The sequence below is a fragment of the Coleofasciculus sp. E2-BRE-01 genome (assembly GCF_040221695.1).
Lineage (GTDB): Bacteria > Cyanobacteriota > Cyanobacteriia > Cyanobacteriales > Coleofasciculaceae > Coleofasciculus.
The window spans coordinates 74,673-91,369 of the sequence record NZ_JAVKEA010000130.1; the positions used below are offsets into that span (position 1 = coordinate 74,673).

Sequence of the window (16,697 nt, forward strand, 5' to 3'; positions counted from 1 at the left end):
TTGCCCCTTTGTCATGGTTTTTATGATCGGCAAAAGGGGAATAGGACTACAATCTGATGAGAGAGCCGATGCTGAATCTAGACAAGTGTCCACAACCTCGAAAAGCTTTCCAATTTGGGCGGTTTTCTCCCTCGCTGTCAATGGCTTACTGGTGCTAGCGATCGCGGGAGTATTGCTGCGCCAATACCAAGGAGCTATCCCTTCTGCGGTTAGCCAGTCTCTAGCCACTGATGCGGCTCCAGAAGCAGAAGCAACCCCTACCCTTGTCCCCGAACTCGGACCCCGCCACCAGTTCAATTACCAGCAGTGGGTGGCGCTGCTGGAGCAAGAAGCTGAGGTGATGGTGGATCAGAAGCCAGAGGATTTAGCTATCCTCCTGGGAGATTCCATCAGTCTCTGGTTTCCCAATGAGATGCTACCCACGCAACGAACCTGGCTGAATCAGGGAATCTCTGGCGAAACGACAGCCGGATTGCTGAATCGCTTGGATGTGTTAGATCAAACCCAGCCGGATATCATCTTTTTGATGATTGGCATCAATGACATCATTCGAGGGATCACAGATGAGACGATTTTAGCTAACCAACGGCTAATTATTCGTTACCTGCGGCGCACTCATCCTGAAGCAAAAATTATCGTCCAATCGATTTTGCCCCATAGCGGGGAAAACGCCACCTGGGAAGGGCGCGATCGCCTCATGGAAATCCCCAATCGTCGTATCGTCGAGATTAACCAGCGATTGAAAGCGATCGCGGAGTCGGAAGATGTCATTTACCTGGATCTCTATCCCCTATTCGCCGATACCGAAGGCAATCTGAACATGGAATTGAGTACCGACGGCTTGCACCTGAGTCCTCAAGGTTATTTAATTTGGCACTATGCCCTACAAGTTACGGATCAACTTGTTCTTGATAGCGGTTTGTGACGAGGGATGGGGTGAGGGAGATGGGGAAGGTGAGGGAGATGGGGGAGATAGGGGAGATGGGGAAGCTGGGGGAGCTGGGGGAGATGGAAAGTCTCTTGTAGGGGCGGGTTTTACTGCTAACGTTTGCTTTGCACCCTGATATAACTAAACCCGCCCCGACTTGACCAATGACGAACGATGAATGACAAATGACAACTGACTCACCGGATTCATTTTATGATCGAAAGGAATTAAGAATTGTATACACTCATCTGCTAAACAAGTTTCATGGATACAAAAGCCTTCAAACGTTCACTCCATAGTTCAGAAAACTATCACCGTAAGGGATTTGGTCACGATGCTGAGGTGGCGACTCAGCTTCAATCTGAATATCAAAGCAGCTTGATTCAAGAAATCCGCGATAATAACTATCGACTCAAACGGGGAAATGTGACCATTCACCTGGCAGAGGCATTTGGCTTTTGCTGGGGTGTGGAACGCGCTGTAGCGATGGCGTATGAAACTCGCCAACATTTTCCCACTGAGCGCATCTGGATGACAAATGAAATTATTCACAATCCCTCCGTCAACCAGCGCCTACAGAATATGAACGTCAACTTTGTCCCCGTTGAAGATGGGACAAAAGACTTTTCCATCGTTGGTGCGGGTGATGTGGTAATTTTACCCGCCTTTGGTGCTAGCGTTCAGGAAATGCAACTGCTCGATGATAAAAAGTGTAAGATTGTCGATACCACCTGTCCTTGGGTATCCAAGGTGTGGCATACGGTGGAGAAGCATAAGAAAAAAGAATACACCTCCATTATCCACGGCAAGTATAAGCACGAAGAAACCATAGCCACCAGTTCCTTTGCTGGGAAATATTTGGTGGTGCTGAATCTACAAGAAGCCGAATATGTCGCTGACTATATCCTCAATGGTGGGAATCGGGGCGAGTTTTTGGCAAAATTCAGCCGCGCCACGTCCGAAGGATTTGACCCAGAGCGGGATTTGGAGCATGTTGGCATCGCTAACCAAACCACCATGCTCAAAAGCGAAACCGAGCAAATTGGTAAGCTGTTTGAGCGCACGATGATGAAAAAATATGGTCCGGTTCAGCTAAATCAGTATTTCCAGAGTTTTAACACCATCTGCGATGCCACTCAAGAACGACAGGATGCGATGTTGGAGTTGGTGGAAGAACGGTTAGACTTAATGGTTGTGATTGGTGGTTTTAATTCATCCAATACAACGCAACTGCAACAAATTGCCATTGAATGGAAAATTCCCTCTTATCACATCGATAGCGCTGAGCGAATTGGTCCGGGGAATCGGATTGATCACAAGGTACTGCATCAAGATATGACGGTGACGGAAAATTGGCTTCCAGATGGTGAAATTGTTGTCGGTGTAACGTCTGGAGCATCTACACCCGATAAGGTGGTTGAAGATGCCATTGAGAAGATTTTTGAGTTGAAAGCCACTCCGGTAGCTGTTTGATTTTGGTTCGTTGAGTAAGGGCATGGTAGTGCCATGCCCTTAAATCGCTGACGTTTATCTTAACAGGAATGCCACTGACTTTAGAGTTTGTAGTAAGCGCTTTAGCGCTTCTGGCACGCTTCGTGCCTACTACGAACCCAGCTTAAGTCAGTGCCATTCATCTTAACAGGGGTTTGGGGATGGGAGGATGTCACTCAATCTCAATCGAGGTTGGTTGCGAATCGCTGGTTCCCGTTGTGGTCAATGGCGTGCGATACTCAGCATAGAGGCGATCGCGCCAGTCGAAGAAGGTTTGATACACGCTACTATCGGCTAAACCAGGAATCCCTTTCCCTTTAAGGGTGTCAGGCAAATCCAGATAGGAACCTTCAGGAAATTTCAGCAGTAAACTCACCCCAGCCACGGCAAAATCAGCTAAACAGGGACTGTCTGTAACCAGATAGGGGCGATCGGACAAGATTAAGCTGAGGGCTTCTAAGTCTTGCTTCAGGCTGTCTCTGGCGTCTTTGAGAGCGTCTGCACTGCAACCGAAACCAATCCCCAAAACCTCAAACACTTCTGCCGGAACACCACCCAGAACGGTTTTGAAGAAATCTGGTGTATCTTTGGGTAATACTGATGTGCGATAGCTGGGATTGTGACTTAATGCCCCATAGAAGACTTTACGACTTTTGACACCAATGGATTCATCTGCCCATTCTTCCATCAGCAAGCATTGGGCGCGTTGGTGGGGATCGGTGGGAATTAGGGGCTTGTCGGGATACTTGCGATCTAAGTACATCGCGATCGCAGTCGAATCAGCAATGACGGTATCTCCATCTTTGAGAACCGGGACTTGCCGTTGACCCGATAGGCGATACAAGTCTAGCTGTCCGATTCCGGGAGTGACTTCAATTTTGCGATAGGCTAGCCCTTTGTAATCTAGAATCAGCCGCACTTTTTCCGAAAACTGCGACATTTCAAATTGATACAGTTCCAACATGATTTATCTCCTTAGGGTTTAGTTTGATCGTTTGTCCTTTGTCCTTGATGATTGCCTAAATTGAACCAATAACTCCGGACAAGAATGTGCAAAATACTAAGCCATTTGAGGTGTCAGGTTAAGTTCCAGCGCTTCGTTTGGCTGAGGGTCAATCACCTGAGTGGATAGGTTGTGCTGTGCCAGTTGCGATCGCAACTCCTCCAGACTACCAACCTGATTCAACAGGGAATCTAGGACTCCCTCATATTCAACTCCACCTCCGGCGGCTGTGGGTAGAAACACTTGGGGTTGCACCCATTGTGCCAGTTGCAGTGCGGTACGATGACCTTGGATAATCGGTCCCAGCACAGGTAATTCCAACGTCACCACGGGACTAATCACCACATCGATGGGAGCATACTCTTTTAACTGATCTGGTGGATACCCATGAGGTTCATAATAGAGACTTGTACCACTCTCTAACTGTTTGACCAGATAAGCGTTTTCCTGCAAAAAAGGACCAATCGGTGCCCCTGGTAAGGCGCGGATTTCAATTTGGTCAGCGAGGGTGAAGGTTTGACCAAAGGCTAACGGCGTCACCTGAGTATAGCCCAACTCTCTCACCACCGTTGCTGCATTCTCTGAACCCACGACGGGAATCGTCTTGTCCAGCTTTTCCAAGGTAGGTTTGTGGGCGTGATCATCGAGTCCCTGGGACAGCAGAATCAAGTCTATCTGATCAGGAAGTGCATCCAAGGCTGGAGGTTTGTCGCCTTTGAACAACCAGGGAAGATTGCTAAAGATTAGGGAATCCACAAGCCAGGGATCAATCAGGATGTGTTTTTGCCCAAGTTCGAGTAGCCAGCTATTGGCGCCGAAGTAGGTTAGGTGCATGGCAGTCCGACTATAGTGTCATCTCTCCCAATTGTAAAGTTTCTTAAAGTTTCTGCCCGTTGTCTAGGGGGAGATGGGGGAGATGGGGGAGATGGGGGAGATGAGGGAGATGGGGAAGATGGGGAAGATGGGGAAGATGGGGGAGATGGGGAAGTTAACTCAAAACTCTACCTTACCTGTTCCCTGTTCCCTGTGACACACCGAGCGAAGTCGAGGTGTTCCCTGTTCCCTAACAAATGACAAATGACGAATGTTAGGGTAGAAACGAATACAGGGAAATCTACCAAAAGCTAGTCGGAACTGTTGAGCATTTAAACCCTACCGTAGGGTGGGCATTGCCCACCAAACCTAAGTCAGTAGCATTCATCGATATCCAATGTCAATGCATGACAGCTTCCCGAAATTTCTATCCGAGAATTAATTAGCTGATTTTCCATGTCAACCCTAATCGAAAAATTACTTGCCGCAGGCTGGTGTTACGAAAGTAATCGACCCAGCCATAGTCATGAAAAGACCGAAGTCTATAAAGATTGGGAGATTATTACCTATCCTGAATTAGCCTTACATTATCTGCCAACTGGAGAATATTTTATTGGTTCGACTAATCCCACCTTAGGGTCAAAAGTCTCCCAAGCTAAAATCGGCGTCATTAAAGCGTTGATTGATTCATCGGACTAAAACACACCTTGTAAGATAGCGGTGAAATCGACAAATCGACACCAGTCGCCAAATCGCTGAAACCCTATATTTTCTGTCGAGTGGTGTCGATGGCTTACGGGGATAGGGTTTGAGGGCTGTGTTGGGTTCAATTTTTGGGCAGATGGCGTATAATTTTATCAGTGGTGTCGATTCGGCGGACTTCGGCGTGAGCGCTCAGTCGAACGCTGAAACCCAGTCTCCGTAAGGCTCCCTGAGCGAACTGTTCCCACTCGCTGGGAAAACAAGTTGAATGTAAACTTTCCCCTTTTGCTGTTGAGTAAGAGGGGATTCAATTTATCGAAACCCTAAGGGCACGGCAATGCCGTGCCCCTACCTGATTTCATGTCCTTTTTCCTGATCAAATTGGGACTGGTTTTAACAACCAGAAACACTTAAGAATAAATGGTTTGCCTGCGTCAATGGTAAACTATATCCCACTGACAAAGGACAAATGACCAATGACAATTAATAAGAGCCTTTAAAAATACGCTCTTGCTGTTCTGGCGTAATCCAAGTGGCTCTAGCAAATTGGGTTCTTGGTGGTATGAACTGACCTTGAACCGGGTTATATTCCATAACTTCTCCCGATTCAATTTCATACACCCAAGCATGAAGTTGCAATTTTCCGGCTTTAAGTCGAGACTGAATTACCGGATACGTGCGTAAATTTTCCAATTGGTTAAGAACATTCTCTTGAATAGACACATTGAGCAGGTCTTCCCCTTCGTAGCTTTGATAATGTTCCTTAATAATCCGCCGCGTTGCTTCCGCGTGTTTGAGCCATTCGTAAACCATTGGCATATCCTCTTCCAATTTGCTGAGTTTCAGCAATCCTTTCATCGCACCGCAATGGGAATGACCACAAACAATCACATCTTCAATACCTAATGCATGAATAGCATACTCAACGGCTGCACCTTCTCCACCGTTCGTCGCTCCATAGGGAGGAATAATATTCCCCGCATTACGGATGATAAACATTTCCCCGGGTTTGGTTTGGGTAATTAGATTGGGATCAATCCGGGAATCGGAGCAAGTAATAAACAGAACTCGCGGATGTTGTCCTTGAGAAAGTAACTCAAATAACTCCCGGTGCGCTGTAAAGTAATTGGTCTGGAACTCATGCAGACCCTGAATTAACTGTTTCATTGATCAACTTTTCCACAAGACAAGGGGACATCATTGTCTATGATCCCACACAAGTGTACCAATTATCTTACTTATTACAACCTATTTAGGGTTGCTATAGTCGAAAGTCCAAGTAATATTGTTTACCGGAAAGCATCGAAACCATTGCATAGCCATGGTTTCAAGACTCAATTTCATCGAGTAAGTCGGTTGCGTCTTTCCAAGCCACCACTTTGCCATCTTTATACACTTTTGCAATGAAAGGAGCCTGATTTTCTGAAATGAATTTCAGCATGGATGGTAAGGCATCTCGAAAGGCGGTCGCTATTTCTTCTCCAGACTTGAGGCAAGGTTGAACATCCGAATGCCTGCACTGGCTACAGCTTGGCGTTCTATGGTATTTCTGGCAATGCGTGCATCTTTTGTTAGGATGATCCAACCCCATTCTCCAACTTGTGGTATCCAGTCTTGATCCAAGGTATTTTGTGGAAAATGATCATCATGAATTTCGACGCTAACCCCTGTTTCTCTCAGCATTTCTAGAATGGGATGTTTTCCTAAGCAGCGATCAATGAAAAAGACAGTTGTTTTTGGCTTTAGATTCATGCAGCAACAGGGCGACTCACACAGCGTATAGCTTCCTCGATTTTCTGGATTTCACATTCATAGTCATCGGCAAGCTGTTGGGAAGAATCACCAGCATAAAATCGTTCGCCAATGACATCTACAGGAATTCCTGTACCTGCAATGACCATTCTACCAAAGGCGACACGCGGGTCTATCACCACAAAACGTGGGTTATTTTCTTCTTGATTGCGGGTGAATGGGAATAGCTTGATGGCTAAACCTTTCTCATCGGCTTCGATTCTTTCTAAGTGGGTTTCTAATGCATTTTTCAGGATTCTTTTACCATCCTGTGAGGCATTAATTAGAGAGCCATAATGGTCAATGAATAAATCAACACCATCTGTATAAAATTCTTGATGTGCGAAAGAATGGGGGATATTAATTGTTTTGTTGATGTAATCTAATGCCACTCTGACTTTTGCTAAGTCGATGTGATGATGTTGGCGGATAGCTCTGAGAACATGAATTTCAATTAGGTTGATGAATGTCAGTATTAAGGGTTTTCTTTTCTCAATGGCAATGACGGGTTCAAATTGTTTATTGCCGTCTGTGACTTTGTATTTATAGCCGACTGTCCAAGACCGAATGGTTGAGTATGGTATATTCAAGTAGCGGGATGCGTCCCCAGCCGAGTAGGTGGGAATGTCGCGTGGATCTTTACCGCCATAAATATCAATCATTGTGATGTTGTTTAACCTCTATCTGTTATTATTTTAAGCCTAAATGCCTCTGTTTTATTAAATCCTTAAGGTAAAAATAGTCAGGACTTACACAGCTACGCTATCCATAGTGGTAATGGTGAGTTAAGCTAGGTTAGGTTAACACACCTGAAGGGGTGATATAGCCTTACCAAGGCAGGTTAGGATATTCCTACAGTTCTCTATTGCCTGTTATCAGGTCATTACTAGGATTAACTGATGTCCTAACGTGTCTGCGTAGCGCTATACAGTAATCGAAATCGATACGAGACTCGCTAAAAAACTGTAACAAAAGCTACAAAATACCCCTTTTTTAGAGATGTGACCGTGGAACGTCTCCACAAACCGCTATTACGCTTACCGATGCTCTAGTAGAATTCAATTTTTCCCTACACCCCATAACCTGTCTGACCCTCAATTCCCTGGTCATCTGGTGAGATGAAAGTGAAGCCGAAAGCTTTCAAGAAGCTCGAACAGGCGCAAGATAATTATCCAATGGTTACAGATTGATTACTCTAATGGTAATAAAATTTCAAAGGTTGTACCTTTTCCTAACTGCGACTGCATTAACAACTTTCCGTTATGTTTATCAGTGACAATTTGATGAGTAATCGCCAACCCTAATCCTGTCCCTTTTCCGACTGGCTTAGTCGTGAAGAATGTCTCAAATATTCGTTCTTGAATATTGGGTGCTATTCCTGAACCATTATCACTAATTTGTACCAAAACCCAGTCCCTTTTATCCTGTTGCACTAGGCGAGTATTAATTTCAATCTGAGGCTGCCATGAGCCAGACCCATTCCCAGCTTTTTCTGCCTTTTCAGTCAGGGCATCAATAGCATTACTAATCAGATTCATAAAAACTTGGCTTAGTTGACCCGATGAACAATTAACCAATGGCAATTTGCTATAATTGTTAATGATGTTAATTCCTTTTTTAAGTCGATTATTTAAAATAATTAATGTACTTTCAATGCACTCATGAATATTCGCAGGCTGATGTCTCGACTCATCCATGTGTGAGAAGTTTTGCAGACTACCAACAATTTTGGTTAATCGTTCTGAGCCTAATTGCATACTTTTCAGGACTTTCGGCAAATCCTCTAAGATAAAATCGAGTTCATAATCTTCTTTGAGTTGAGTTAAATCTGCTGATGGCTGGGGAACTTCTGCGGCGTAGGCTGTCAATAGCTGAATTAACTTGTCACAATAATCATCTAAGAATTCAAAATTTCCGGTAATACACCCGACTGGATTCTTAATTTCATGAGCAATCCCAGCAACCATTTGCCCCAAACTTGCCATTTTTTCGGTTTGAATCATTTGAGCTTGAGTTTGATCATGCAAAAGCTGGGTGGTGAGTTCCTGAATTTGCGACTGAGCCACGAGTAATTGATGCACATCTAGCAAGCGGTAGGTTCCTGACTCTAGTTCTACAATAATGGGTTCGTAAACAAATTTTGGTGTACGCTGAAGTGAACGACGAGCCGCATCAACTATTTTTGTATCTCCTCTGAGGATTAAAATATCTGCATTGACAAAGCGGTATAACGAGTGCAGCGGACGTTTTAAGAACAGTTCTAATCCATAAGGACTGCTCATTTGTTCCAAAAACTGCCTTCGGGAAATCATCCCGACAAGTTTTCTATGTTGGGTGAGAATAACTCCGGGTAATAGAGGATTTAATTGGAACGATTGAGCCACGTCTCTACCGGGTTGAACCGATTCCACCTGAAAGTGATAGAGATTAAGTTCTCGGATGGTAGAATCCAACGTCAGATTAGCGGTCTCGGCTTGGGGCAAGACGCATAAGTCGGGGTAGTAGTCTTGAAGAGAAACCATAAACCTATAAATTTAAACCTCTATTTTTCATATAAACCCACAATCAACTATTTGTCTTATGGTTTGTAAAATGATTTAATAGTTGGTTGGTACGAAATATTCTAGAAAATGAAGATGCCCTGAAACGTTAATATCGTTTTAAGAAACGATTAAACTTTAATAAAGACCAAGCTAATACGGAAAATCGATCCAATTTAAGTAGAGAATCCCTGGTATAAACTAGAGACGGTTAAAGTTATCCGTCAGAATTAATGCCAATGGGTATGAACAACCACGCGATCGCGTCCGGCTGATTTAGCTTGATATAATGCAGCATCGGCGGCTGCGGTCAAGGTTGTTGGTGATCTGCGTGGATTAGGAATGGTACTGGCGACGCCAATACTCAACGTAACGCAGTGACTCACAAAAGAGGTTGCATGGGAAATGTTTAAAGTCCGCACCGCTTCTGCAATCGCTTGAGCCACCTGAATTGCACCATCGAGAGGAGTCAGGGGTAAAATGACCACAAATTCTTCACCCCCATAACGCGCTACTAAATCTGCGGGACGCTTAACTTGACGCTGGATAGCCGATGCAACTTCTCGTAAACAATCATCACCCGCCTGATGACCGTAAGTATCATTGTAGTATTTAAAACAATCTACATCACACATAATTAGCGACAGCCAAGAGTTTCCCACACAATGTTGTTTCCAGCAGGTTTGTAAATAGTCATCAAATCGCCGACGATTAGCAACCCCAGTCAAACCATCAGACTTGGCGAGTTCCTCTAATTGCAGGTTGGCGACTTCTAACTCCTGATAAAGCTGCTTGAGTAACCGGGTGGCTAGTTCATGAATATACAACTGAGCCACTAATAATTGATAGGCGTCTAATAGGCGGTAGGTTTGGGTGGTTAACTCCACAGCGATTGGTTCATAGAGTAAGGCGGGAGGACGTTCTAAACAATGACGTGCTGCTGTAACAATTTGGGTATCTCCGGTTAAAACTAACACCTCAGTCTGGGCAAAACGATATAATGATTTAAGTGGTCGCCGCAAAAAGAGTTCCAGTCCATAGGGACTGCTCATCTGTTCCAGAAACCGTCGCCGCGAAAGTATACCCATAAATCTCCCCTGTTCAATTAAAATAACTCCTGGTAATACAGGATTTTGTTGGAATATCTGAGCCACTTCCTCTCCAGGTTGAGATGCTTCAAATTGAAAATTATAGAGAGGTAATTCTTGCAGTGTCGCATTTACACTCAATTGTTTTATCTCTGGGTAAGATGTCTCAAGTTGCATAGATGGCTGTTGTATAGAATACATCGATGAATCCATAAGGGTTCTCTCTTCTCTCTAGCAACTGTTAAAAATAAAATTTTAACACCGATTTGTAAATAGTTCGGATTTAAATTATACATTTTTACTCAATAGATTTACATTAAGTTAAGCAAATAAAACAAGGTTAAGATTGGGTTATTAAAAAGTAATCAGTAGAAGGCTAAACGGGTAGTAAGTAGGTTAGGTCAAGGTACGAGATCCAACGTAACAAGGATAACCATGGTAAAAGGGTAATATTTGTATTGCAGTGAACTACAGGTATGACAGACGAACCCTAAATAAGTACCTGAACATAAATTCTGTCCGCTGTACGAAGAAATGTTAACAAGCCTCAAACCCTTACTGTTGCCTGTTGCCTGTTGCCTGTTGCCTAATCTCAACCGTCAACTTGAATGAAAGTCCGACTACTTAGCAGGTGGGGATGTTAGCCTAGATCAACAATTGATGTTTCAAAAGGATTAGTTGTCCATTCATGTCATGAATAAAGTCGTCGTCGGTCTATCCGGTGGAGTTGATAGTTCAGTTGCCGCCGCTACCCTACATCATCAAGGCTATGAAGTCGTTGGTCTGACCCTGTGGTTAATGAAAGGCAAGGGTCAATGTTGTTCTGAGGGGATGGTCGATGCGGCGTTTATTTGTGAGCAACTGGGCATTCCTCATCATATTGTAGACAGTCGTGAGGTTTTTCAGGCAAATATCGTCGATTATCTGGTTTCGGGGTATGAATCGGGAATCACGCCCTTGCCTTGTTCTCAGTGCAACAAAACGGTTAAATTTGGTCCGATGTTGGCTTATGCACGGGAGACGTTAGGCATTGATAAAATTGCCACGGGTCACTATGCGCGGATTCGCTATGATGCCAAGAGCGATCGCTATCAGTTGCTGCGGGCGGTAGACTCGAATAAAGACCAGTCTTATTTCCTGTATGACTTAAGCCAAGACTTACTCGCCGCCTCGATATTTCCTTTAGGCGAACTCCAGAAGACGCAAACGCGACAGCTTGCGGCTGACTATCAACTCAAGACGGCTGAGAAGCCAGAAAGTCAGGACTTATGTTTAGTTGAGTCCCATGGTTCAATGCGGACGTTTCTGGATCAGTATATTTCCCAAACCACGGGAGATATTGTTGATACTAACGGTAAAGTCTTAGGTCAGCATCAAGGAATTCACCATTACACGATTGGACAACGCAAAGGACTCGGCATTGCTGCACCTGAACCCTTATATGTTGTGGCGATTGATGCAGGGGCGAATCGTGTTATTGTAGGCGATCGCGCTAGTGCAACTCAACCTGATTGCACCGTGGGGCGAGTCAATTGGGTCTCGATTCATCCGCCAACGACTCCAATTCAGGCGTCTGTGCAAGTCCGTTATCGCAGTCGTCCGGTGGATGTGACGGTTATTCCCCTAGACGGGAATCGGATGAAACTGATTTTTGATCAGCCGCAGTTTAGCATTACTCCCGGACAAGCCGCCGTCTTATATGACGGGGAAATGCTGCTAGGCGGCGGAATTATTGAACGAAAGTAGCCTTAAACCAAGGGTACGGCAATGCCGTACCCCTACGGGAGAATTGATTGGGTAGGGACACGATACCATCGTGTCCTGATTTAGGCTATAGGCTCCATTGTCATCGGTAAAGACTATATCAGAGACAGGGTGCGATCGCGATTTCTCTGATCTTGGTCTGAAAGGCTTAATGAAGAGGTTATAGGCAGGCACATTTTTCCATGGTGATAAGTGTACCAGAAAATCTTGCGATCGCGTCCAAGAGGAAACAGGGAACAGTAAAGAATGTCCTAACCTGTCTTAGTACCGCTATAACTGGGTAAGCTGGACGAATGACAAATGACATAAGACGAATGACATAAGACGAATGACATAAGACGAATAATTGCCCAGAACCCATAAAGCAGATTATTTTAGAGGTGCAGTTGACGCAATAAAGGAAAAGACATTGAGTAAGCATTCGGATGGAATCGCCCCTCATGGGGGTCAACTTATCAATCGCATTGCCTCAGAACAACAGCGATCAGAATTTTTAGAGAAAGCGGATTCCCTACCCAGGGTGCAACTTGATGCCTGGGCAGCATCTGATCTAGACTTAATCGCGATCGGTGGATTTAGTCCCTTGACCGGGTTTATGGAGCAAGGGGATTATGAGTCAGTCGTGGATAATATGCGTCTGGCGAATGGTTTACCTTGGTCTATCCCAGTTACCCTATCCGTTAATGAGGACGTTGCTGAACCATTAAAGGAAGGCGACTTAGTGCGTCTGGATGACCAAAATGGGCGCTTTGTCGGCGTTTTAGAACTCACGCAAAAATATCGCTATGACAAAAAGCGGGAAGCGATGAATGTTTACCGCACTGATGAGGAAAAGCATCCCGGTGTCAAGGTGGTTTATAACCAAGGAGACGTGAATCTAGCCGGTCCAGTTTGGTTATTGCAACGGTATCCCCATCCTCTGTTTCCTAAGTATCAAATTGATCCGGCTCAATCTCGGACGTTGTTTAAAGAACGGGGATGGAAAACGGTGGTGGGTTTCCAAACCCGAAATCCCATCCACCGGGCGCATGAATATATTATTAAGTGTGCCTTGGAAATTGTTGATGGGTTATTCCTGCATCCCCTAGTTGGTGCAACCAAAAGCGATGACATCCCCGCCGATGTGCGGATGCGTTGCTATGAAATTATGATGGATAACTATTTCCCCCAAAACCAGGTGATTTTAGCGATTAACCCAGCGGCTATGCGCTATGCGGGTCCAAGGGAAGCGATTTTTCACGCGATCGTGCGTAAGAATTACGGTTGTACTCACTTTATTGTGGGGCGGGATCATGCAGGTGTGGGTGACTATTATGGAACCTACGATGCTCAGCATATCTTTGAAGAGTTTGAGCCGGATGAATTGGGGATTATTCCGCTAAAATTTGAACACGCCTTTTACTGCGAAGTGACGGAGACAATGGCAACAGCCAAGACAAGTCCCAGCACTCCAGATCAACGCATTCACTTATCGGGAACCAAGGTAAGGGAACTGTTGCGTAAAGGTGAGTTACCTCCGCCGCAGTTTTCTCGACCTTTAGTCGCGGCGGAATTGGCGAAGGCGATGAAGGTGGAAAATTGATATCCCTAAAGGGATGAAAAGGGATGTGAAGGGTAGGTAGGGTGTGGGGTGTAGGGGGTAGGGTGTAGGGAAGATCAAGGTAAGAATAGGATGCGATTAGGGTCGGTTCTGGCGGTTCGGGATAAAAAAATGAGGCTTTTGATGCTCCCCAAGTCTGTTCATTGCCCGACTACTTAGACGGTTAAAAACCTTGCAATGCAAGCCTAAAAGCAGCATCTTCCCCATCTTCCCCTCACCTCACCACTTATTCAGCAGACCCTACTTATGCCAGCCAGAGATCAAGTTCTCTTGTCCCATTCCATCAAAATAGTGTACAACCACTGCTCCACGCGATCGCACATCGCCTGCGTCGAGTATTTGGCTTCGGCTTGTTGACGACAGGTATAGCGGTTAATCCTATCCAATCCGTTAATCGCCTCAACCAATCCCGCCACCGAATCCGGTTCTACCAAAAACCCCGTTTTCCCCTCCTCGACAATTTCCGCCGGTCCACCGCGACGGTAAGCAATCACAGGAACGCCGCAGGCGAGGGCTTCTATTGCCACATTGCCAAAGGCTTCTACCCAACGCGGCGTCATTAATAATCCCCGACATTGCCGTAACTGTTCCTGCAACTCACTCGTCGAGAAAAACCCTAAATAATCAATCGGCGCTTCCGGGTAATCCCGCAAAATCTGTTGCCAATAGTCCTGATTTTGCAGCACTCCCATAATTTTCAGGGGAATCCCAGTCTTATGAGACGCCGCCACTGCATCCTCTAACCCCTTTTCTGGGGCAATTCGCCCCACCCATCCTAACCACGGTTTGGGTTCTGGACAGAAATTATAGCATGATATATCAATACCATTACCCAAACACCGACAGCGATCGCCAAAAGTATAGGTAGCCGCCTGTGCGTGAGAATGAACCGCCACTGTACCCGGAAACCCGATCACCACTTGCTCAATTATCTCATCCATGGCTTCTGAGATAGAACCCATACTCACCAAATGGGCAATGGGACGACTAAAAAATGGCGTTAAATAAAATGGCAGCCAATCATAGGCAAAATTGAAAATTAAATCATAGTCGAATTGTACTTGTCGTGCGTAATCCCAAAATCCTGCCAAAACCGAAGCTGGGGGAATAATAATCGGTGTATCTCGTGTTTGTGTTTGAGCGCTAGTTTGCACAGTTCCCCCAATTTCCACTAGGGGCATACCCCAACCTGTAGACCCTTGCGTTGCTACAATGGTGACCTGATGTCCGCGTCTGACTAAATCGCTAGCCACATTACGCAAGGTTAATTCAACACCGCCCGTTAATCCTGAACCCAAGGGACCCACGGGACTAGAAATGAGCAGTAATTTTAGAGAATGATCATTCATTAAATTATGACTTATAAAATAACCCGTCAATTAGCAGTATAGGTTGAGCTAATCTAGAAATAGATTTATCAATAACTGCTCCACACAAGTTGACCTGCTTCATGGTTTTCGCTTAGTAAGTCTCGAAGCTTACGCGCCTAACAATGACTGTTACTGAGTTTAATTGAGCCATTATCGATACATAATATCTGGACTTCCTAAAATCAAAGCTGCCCGTAACTTTTCGGGACTATTCTCAATCTCCCTTTTAGTTTGAGCCGAAATACTATCACCTAATGTATTCAGAAGTTGACTCGCATCCACCGATTGATTATCACCCAAGCGTCCCTGGGCTATCGCCGTTGCCAAACTGACCCGCCGCAGCATCGCATCGGGACTCAACCAAGCCTCTTGAGTATTTTTATAGCCCTCAGGCGTGGAACAGTTATAAAGCGGCATACTCAGTTGATTTAACATACCCGAAATTCGCTTTAAATTTGGCTCTTTTGTACCCGTCGCCCGGACAGCGGAAATAATATAGTCATAGGGTGTCTTGAATTTACGACCATAATCATTCGCCTGCCAAAATTCAGGACGTTTAAAAAGGGTTTCTAAGACAGCGCGAATATTCCCGTCTGTCTGCAAAAATTCCTTAGCCAGTCGCTTCACTAAACCGGAAGGCGGGTCATCGGCGACAAAGTATTGGGCAAGTTTATAACTAATATAACGGGCAGTCGCTGGATGGCTAGCCAAAGTATTGATCGCCTGTTCCACTTCCGCTACGCCACTGCCTTTAATCCGTTGACCTAGAAATAGTTTATCACTATAGTCATGGCGGTTTCTATCGAAATAAAAGCCATTGCTATCCCCCTTATTCTCATCCAAATCCAATCCCCATCCGGTTAACATATAAGCTAAGGCAATTACGTCATCCTGACTATAGCCGCCATCAACACCCAAAGTATGAAGTTCCATCAATTCACGGGCATAATTTTCATTAATACCGCGAAATCTCCCCTTTGCACCTGGACTATTGGGGGCAGTATTGCGCCAGTTATCTAAATAAACCAACATTGCCGGATGATGAACCGTTGCGGCTAGCAAATCCCGAAAATGACCCAGGGCATAAGGTCGAATGGCTTGCTGTTCATAGACACCGATCCAGAATTTAATATCTCCTTTTCTGGCAAAAACATTAAAGTGATTAAACCAAAAGTTTACCATTACTTCTTGCAATTGCCGAGGACTGGCGATCGCACGCAGTAATCGCGCCTGTATTGCTTGCTGTAAGGGTTGTTTAGCTTTTTGGCGAGCTTGCTGACGTTCCTCCTCTGAACGCTGTTTTTGGCGGCGAGGTTTATACTGTCTGAGTAATTGAACTGGAGTCAGTTTTAGAGTACGCCATTGATTGAGTTGGCGAGTGATTTGGGGAGATTCGGGAATGGAGTCTGGCGAAAGTTGAGATTGAATATAAGCCTCAATCCCCATCGATTGGATTTGTTCAATATCACCGGGACGAACACCAAAACTGAGACGATTTAGAATATGGAGGGATTTCGTCATTTGTCATTTGTCATTTGTCATTTGTCATTTGTCATTTGTCATTTGTTGATTAGGAAATCTCTACCTCATCTCCCCCAGCTCCCTCT

16 protein-coding genes are annotated in these 16,697 nt (G+C 45.0%); 7 read left to right on the top strand and 9 right to left on the bottom strand.

The window, feature by feature from the left end:
* Positions 1-85 precede the first annotated feature (85 nt).
* The 3 genes from RIG66_RS15870 to RIG66_RS15880 all read left to right on the top strand — a co-directional run bounded on the left by RIG66_RS15870 (position 86) and on the right by RIG66_RS15880 (position 2,401).
* A complete protein-coding gene (locus RIG66_RS15870) occupies positions 86-925 on the top strand; it encodes a GDSL-type esterase/lipase family protein (protein ID WP_446379655.1) in 840 nt (279 codons plus the stop codon).
* Positions 909-1,064, top strand: coding sequence for a hypothetical protein (locus RIG66_RS15875; protein WP_446379608.1), 156 nt, complete (start codon positions 909-911; stop codon positions 1,062-1,064). Before RIG66_RS15870 ends, RIG66_RS15875 begins: the two co-directional genes overlap by 17 nt.
* A gap of 128 nt (positions 1,065-1,192) precedes the next feature.
* On the top strand, positions 1,193-2,401 hold the full coding sequence (locus RIG66_RS15880) for a 4-hydroxy-3-methylbut-2-enyl diphosphate reductase (protein ID WP_446379610.1): 1,209 nt from the start codon (positions 1,193-1,195) through the stop codon (positions 2,399-2,401).
* Positions 2,402-2,591: 190 nt separating this feature from the next.
* Here the strand turns inward: RIG66_RS15880 and RIG66_RS15885 are convergent, their stop codons facing one another.
* Together RIG66_RS15885 and RIG66_RS15890 are read right to left on the bottom strand one after the other, a co-directional pair.
* Positions 2,592-3,383, bottom strand: a complete 792-nt coding sequence (locus RIG66_RS15885) for a glutathione S-transferase family protein (protein ID WP_446379612.1) — start codon at positions 3,381-3,383, stop codon at positions 2,592-2,594.
* A gap of 96 nt (positions 3,384-3,479) precedes the next feature.
* Positions 3,480-4,256, bottom strand: coding sequence for an MBL fold metallo-hydrolase (locus RIG66_RS15890; protein WP_446379614.1), 777 nt, complete (start codon positions 4,254-4,256; stop codon positions 3,480-3,482).
* A gap of 15 nt (positions 4,257-4,271) precedes the next feature.
* On the opposite strand from RIG66_RS15890, the gene RIG66_RS15895 reads away from it, so the two are divergent.
* The gene (locus RIG66_RS15895; protein ID WP_446379615.1) at positions 4,272-4,496 is read left to right on the top strand and encodes a hypothetical protein; all 225 of its coding nucleotides are present in this window, start codon (positions 4,272-4,274) and stop codon (positions 4,494-4,496) included.
* Positions 4,497-4,691: 195 nt separating this feature from the next.
* Positions 4,692-4,934 (top strand): hypothetical protein, encoded by a 243-nt coding sequence (locus RIG66_RS15900; RefSeq protein WP_446379617.1) that lies wholly within the window; start codon positions 4,692-4,694, stop codon positions 4,932-4,934.
* Positions 4,935-5,420: 486 nt separating this feature from the next.
* Here RIG66_RS15900 and RIG66_RS15905 read toward each other — a convergent pair whose 3' ends face one another.
* The 5 genes from RIG66_RS15905 to RIG66_RS15925 all read right to left on the bottom strand — a co-directional run bounded on the left by RIG66_RS15905 (position 5,421) and on the right by RIG66_RS15925 (position 10,569).
* On the bottom strand, positions 5,421-6,104 hold the full coding sequence (locus RIG66_RS15905; protein WP_446379618.1) for a carbonic anhydrase: 684 nt from the start codon (positions 6,102-6,104) through the stop codon (positions 5,421-5,423).
* Between the two features lie 303 nt (positions 6,105-6,407).
* Positions 6,408-6,689 carry a PIN-like domain-containing protein gene (locus RIG66_RS15910; RefSeq protein WP_446379619.1) on the bottom strand — a complete coding sequence of 94 codons (282 nt, stop codon included), beginning with the start codon at positions 6,687-6,689 and terminating at the stop codon, positions 6,408-6,410.
* Positions 6,686-7,390 (bottom strand): DUF433 domain-containing protein, encoded by a 705-nt coding sequence (locus tag RIG66_RS15915; RefSeq protein ID WP_446379621.1) that lies wholly within the window; start codon positions 7,388-7,390, stop codon positions 6,686-6,688. Before RIG66_RS15915 ends, RIG66_RS15910 begins: the two co-directional genes overlap by 4 nt.
* 528 nt (positions 7,391-7,918) lie before the next feature.
* Positions 7,919-9,250 (bottom strand): sensor histidine kinase, encoded by a 1,332-nt coding sequence (locus RIG66_RS15920; RefSeq protein WP_446379623.1) that lies wholly within the window; start codon positions 9,248-9,250, stop codon positions 7,919-7,921.
* 248 nt (positions 9,251-9,498) lie between these two features.
* Positions 9,499-10,569, bottom strand: a complete 1,071-nt coding sequence (locus RIG66_RS15925) for a diguanylate cyclase (RefSeq protein WP_446379625.1) — start codon at positions 10,567-10,569, stop codon at positions 9,499-9,501.
* Between the two features lie 480 nt (positions 10,570-11,049).
* Between RIG66_RS15925 and mnmA the strand changes: the two genes are divergently transcribed.
* Together mnmA and sat are read left to right on the top strand one after the other, a co-directional pair.
* Positions 11,050-12,102 carry a tRNA 2-thiouridine(34) synthase MnmA gene (gene mnmA, locus RIG66_RS15930; RefSeq protein WP_446379627.1) on the top strand — a complete coding sequence of 351 codons (1,053 nt, stop codon included), beginning with the start codon at positions 11,050-11,052 and terminating at the stop codon, positions 12,100-12,102.
* Positions 12,103-12,529: 427 nt separating this feature from the next.
* A complete protein-coding gene (sat, locus tag RIG66_RS15935; RefSeq protein WP_446379629.1) occupies positions 12,530-13,702 on the top strand; it encodes a sulfate adenylyltransferase in 1,173 nt (390 codons plus the stop codon).
* A 278-nt stretch (positions 13,703-13,980) separates the two neighbouring features.
* Here the strand turns inward: sat and RIG66_RS15940 are convergent, their stop codons facing one another.
* Complete coding sequence (locus tag RIG66_RS15940; RefSeq protein ID WP_446379631.1) at positions 13,981-15,069, bottom strand: glycosyltransferase family 4 protein; 1,089 nt, start codon at positions 15,067-15,069, stop codon at positions 13,981-13,983.
* A gap of 171 nt (positions 15,070-15,240) precedes the next feature.
* A complete protein-coding gene (locus RIG66_RS15945) occupies positions 15,241-16,611 on the bottom strand; it encodes a DUF1800 domain-containing protein (protein ID WP_446379633.1) in 1,371 nt (456 codons plus the stop codon).
* Between the last annotated feature and the right edge of the window lie 86 nt (positions 16,612-16,697).

Bases quoted from the DNA above. Each gene is read 5' to 3' on its own strand.
- RIG66_RS15880 (WP_446379610.1), top strand. From the start codon at position 1,193: ATGGATACAAAAGCCTTCAAACGTTCACTCCATAGTTCAGAAAACTAT.
- RIG66_RS15940 (WP_446379631.1), bottom strand. From the start codon at position 15,069: ATGAATGATCATTCTCTAAAATTACTGCTCATTTCTAGTCCCGTGGGT.
- mnmA (WP_446379627.1), top strand. From the start codon at position 11,050: ATGAATAAAGTCGTCGTCGGTCTATCCGGTGGAGTTGATAGTTCAGTT.
- RIG66_RS15890 (WP_446379614.1), bottom strand. From the start codon at position 4,256: ATGCACCTAACCTACTTCGGCGCCAATAGCTGGCTACTCGAACTTGGG.
- RIG66_RS15945 (WP_446379633.1), bottom strand. From the start codon at position 16,611: ATGACGAAATCCCTCCATATTCTAAATCGTCTCAGTTTTGGTGTTCGT.
- RIG66_RS15920 (WP_446379623.1), bottom strand. From the start codon at position 9,250: ATGGTTTCTCTTCAAGACTACTACCCCGACTTATGCGTCTTGCCCCAA.
- RIG66_RS15925 (WP_446379625.1), bottom strand. From the start codon at position 10,569: ATGGATTCATCGATGTATTCTATACAACAGCCATCTATGCAACTTGAG.
- RIG66_RS15905 (WP_446379618.1), bottom strand. From the start codon at position 6,104: ATGAAACAGTTAATTCAGGGTCTGCATGAGTTCCAGACCAATTACTTT.
- RIG66_RS15885 (WP_446379612.1), bottom strand. From the start codon at position 3,383: ATGTTGGAACTGTATCAATTTGAAATGTCGCAGTTTTCGGAAAAAGTG.
- RIG66_RS15910 (WP_446379619.1), bottom strand. From the start codon at position 6,689: ATGAATCTAAAGCCAAAAACAACTGTCTTTTTCATTGATCGCTGCTTA.
- RIG66_RS15900 (WP_446379617.1), top strand. From the start codon at position 4,692: ATGTCAACCCTAATCGAAAAATTACTTGCCGCAGGCTGGTGTTACGAA.
- RIG66_RS15915 (WP_446379621.1), bottom strand. From the start codon at position 7,390: ATGATTGATATTTATGGCGGTAAAGATCCACGCGACATTCCCACCTAC.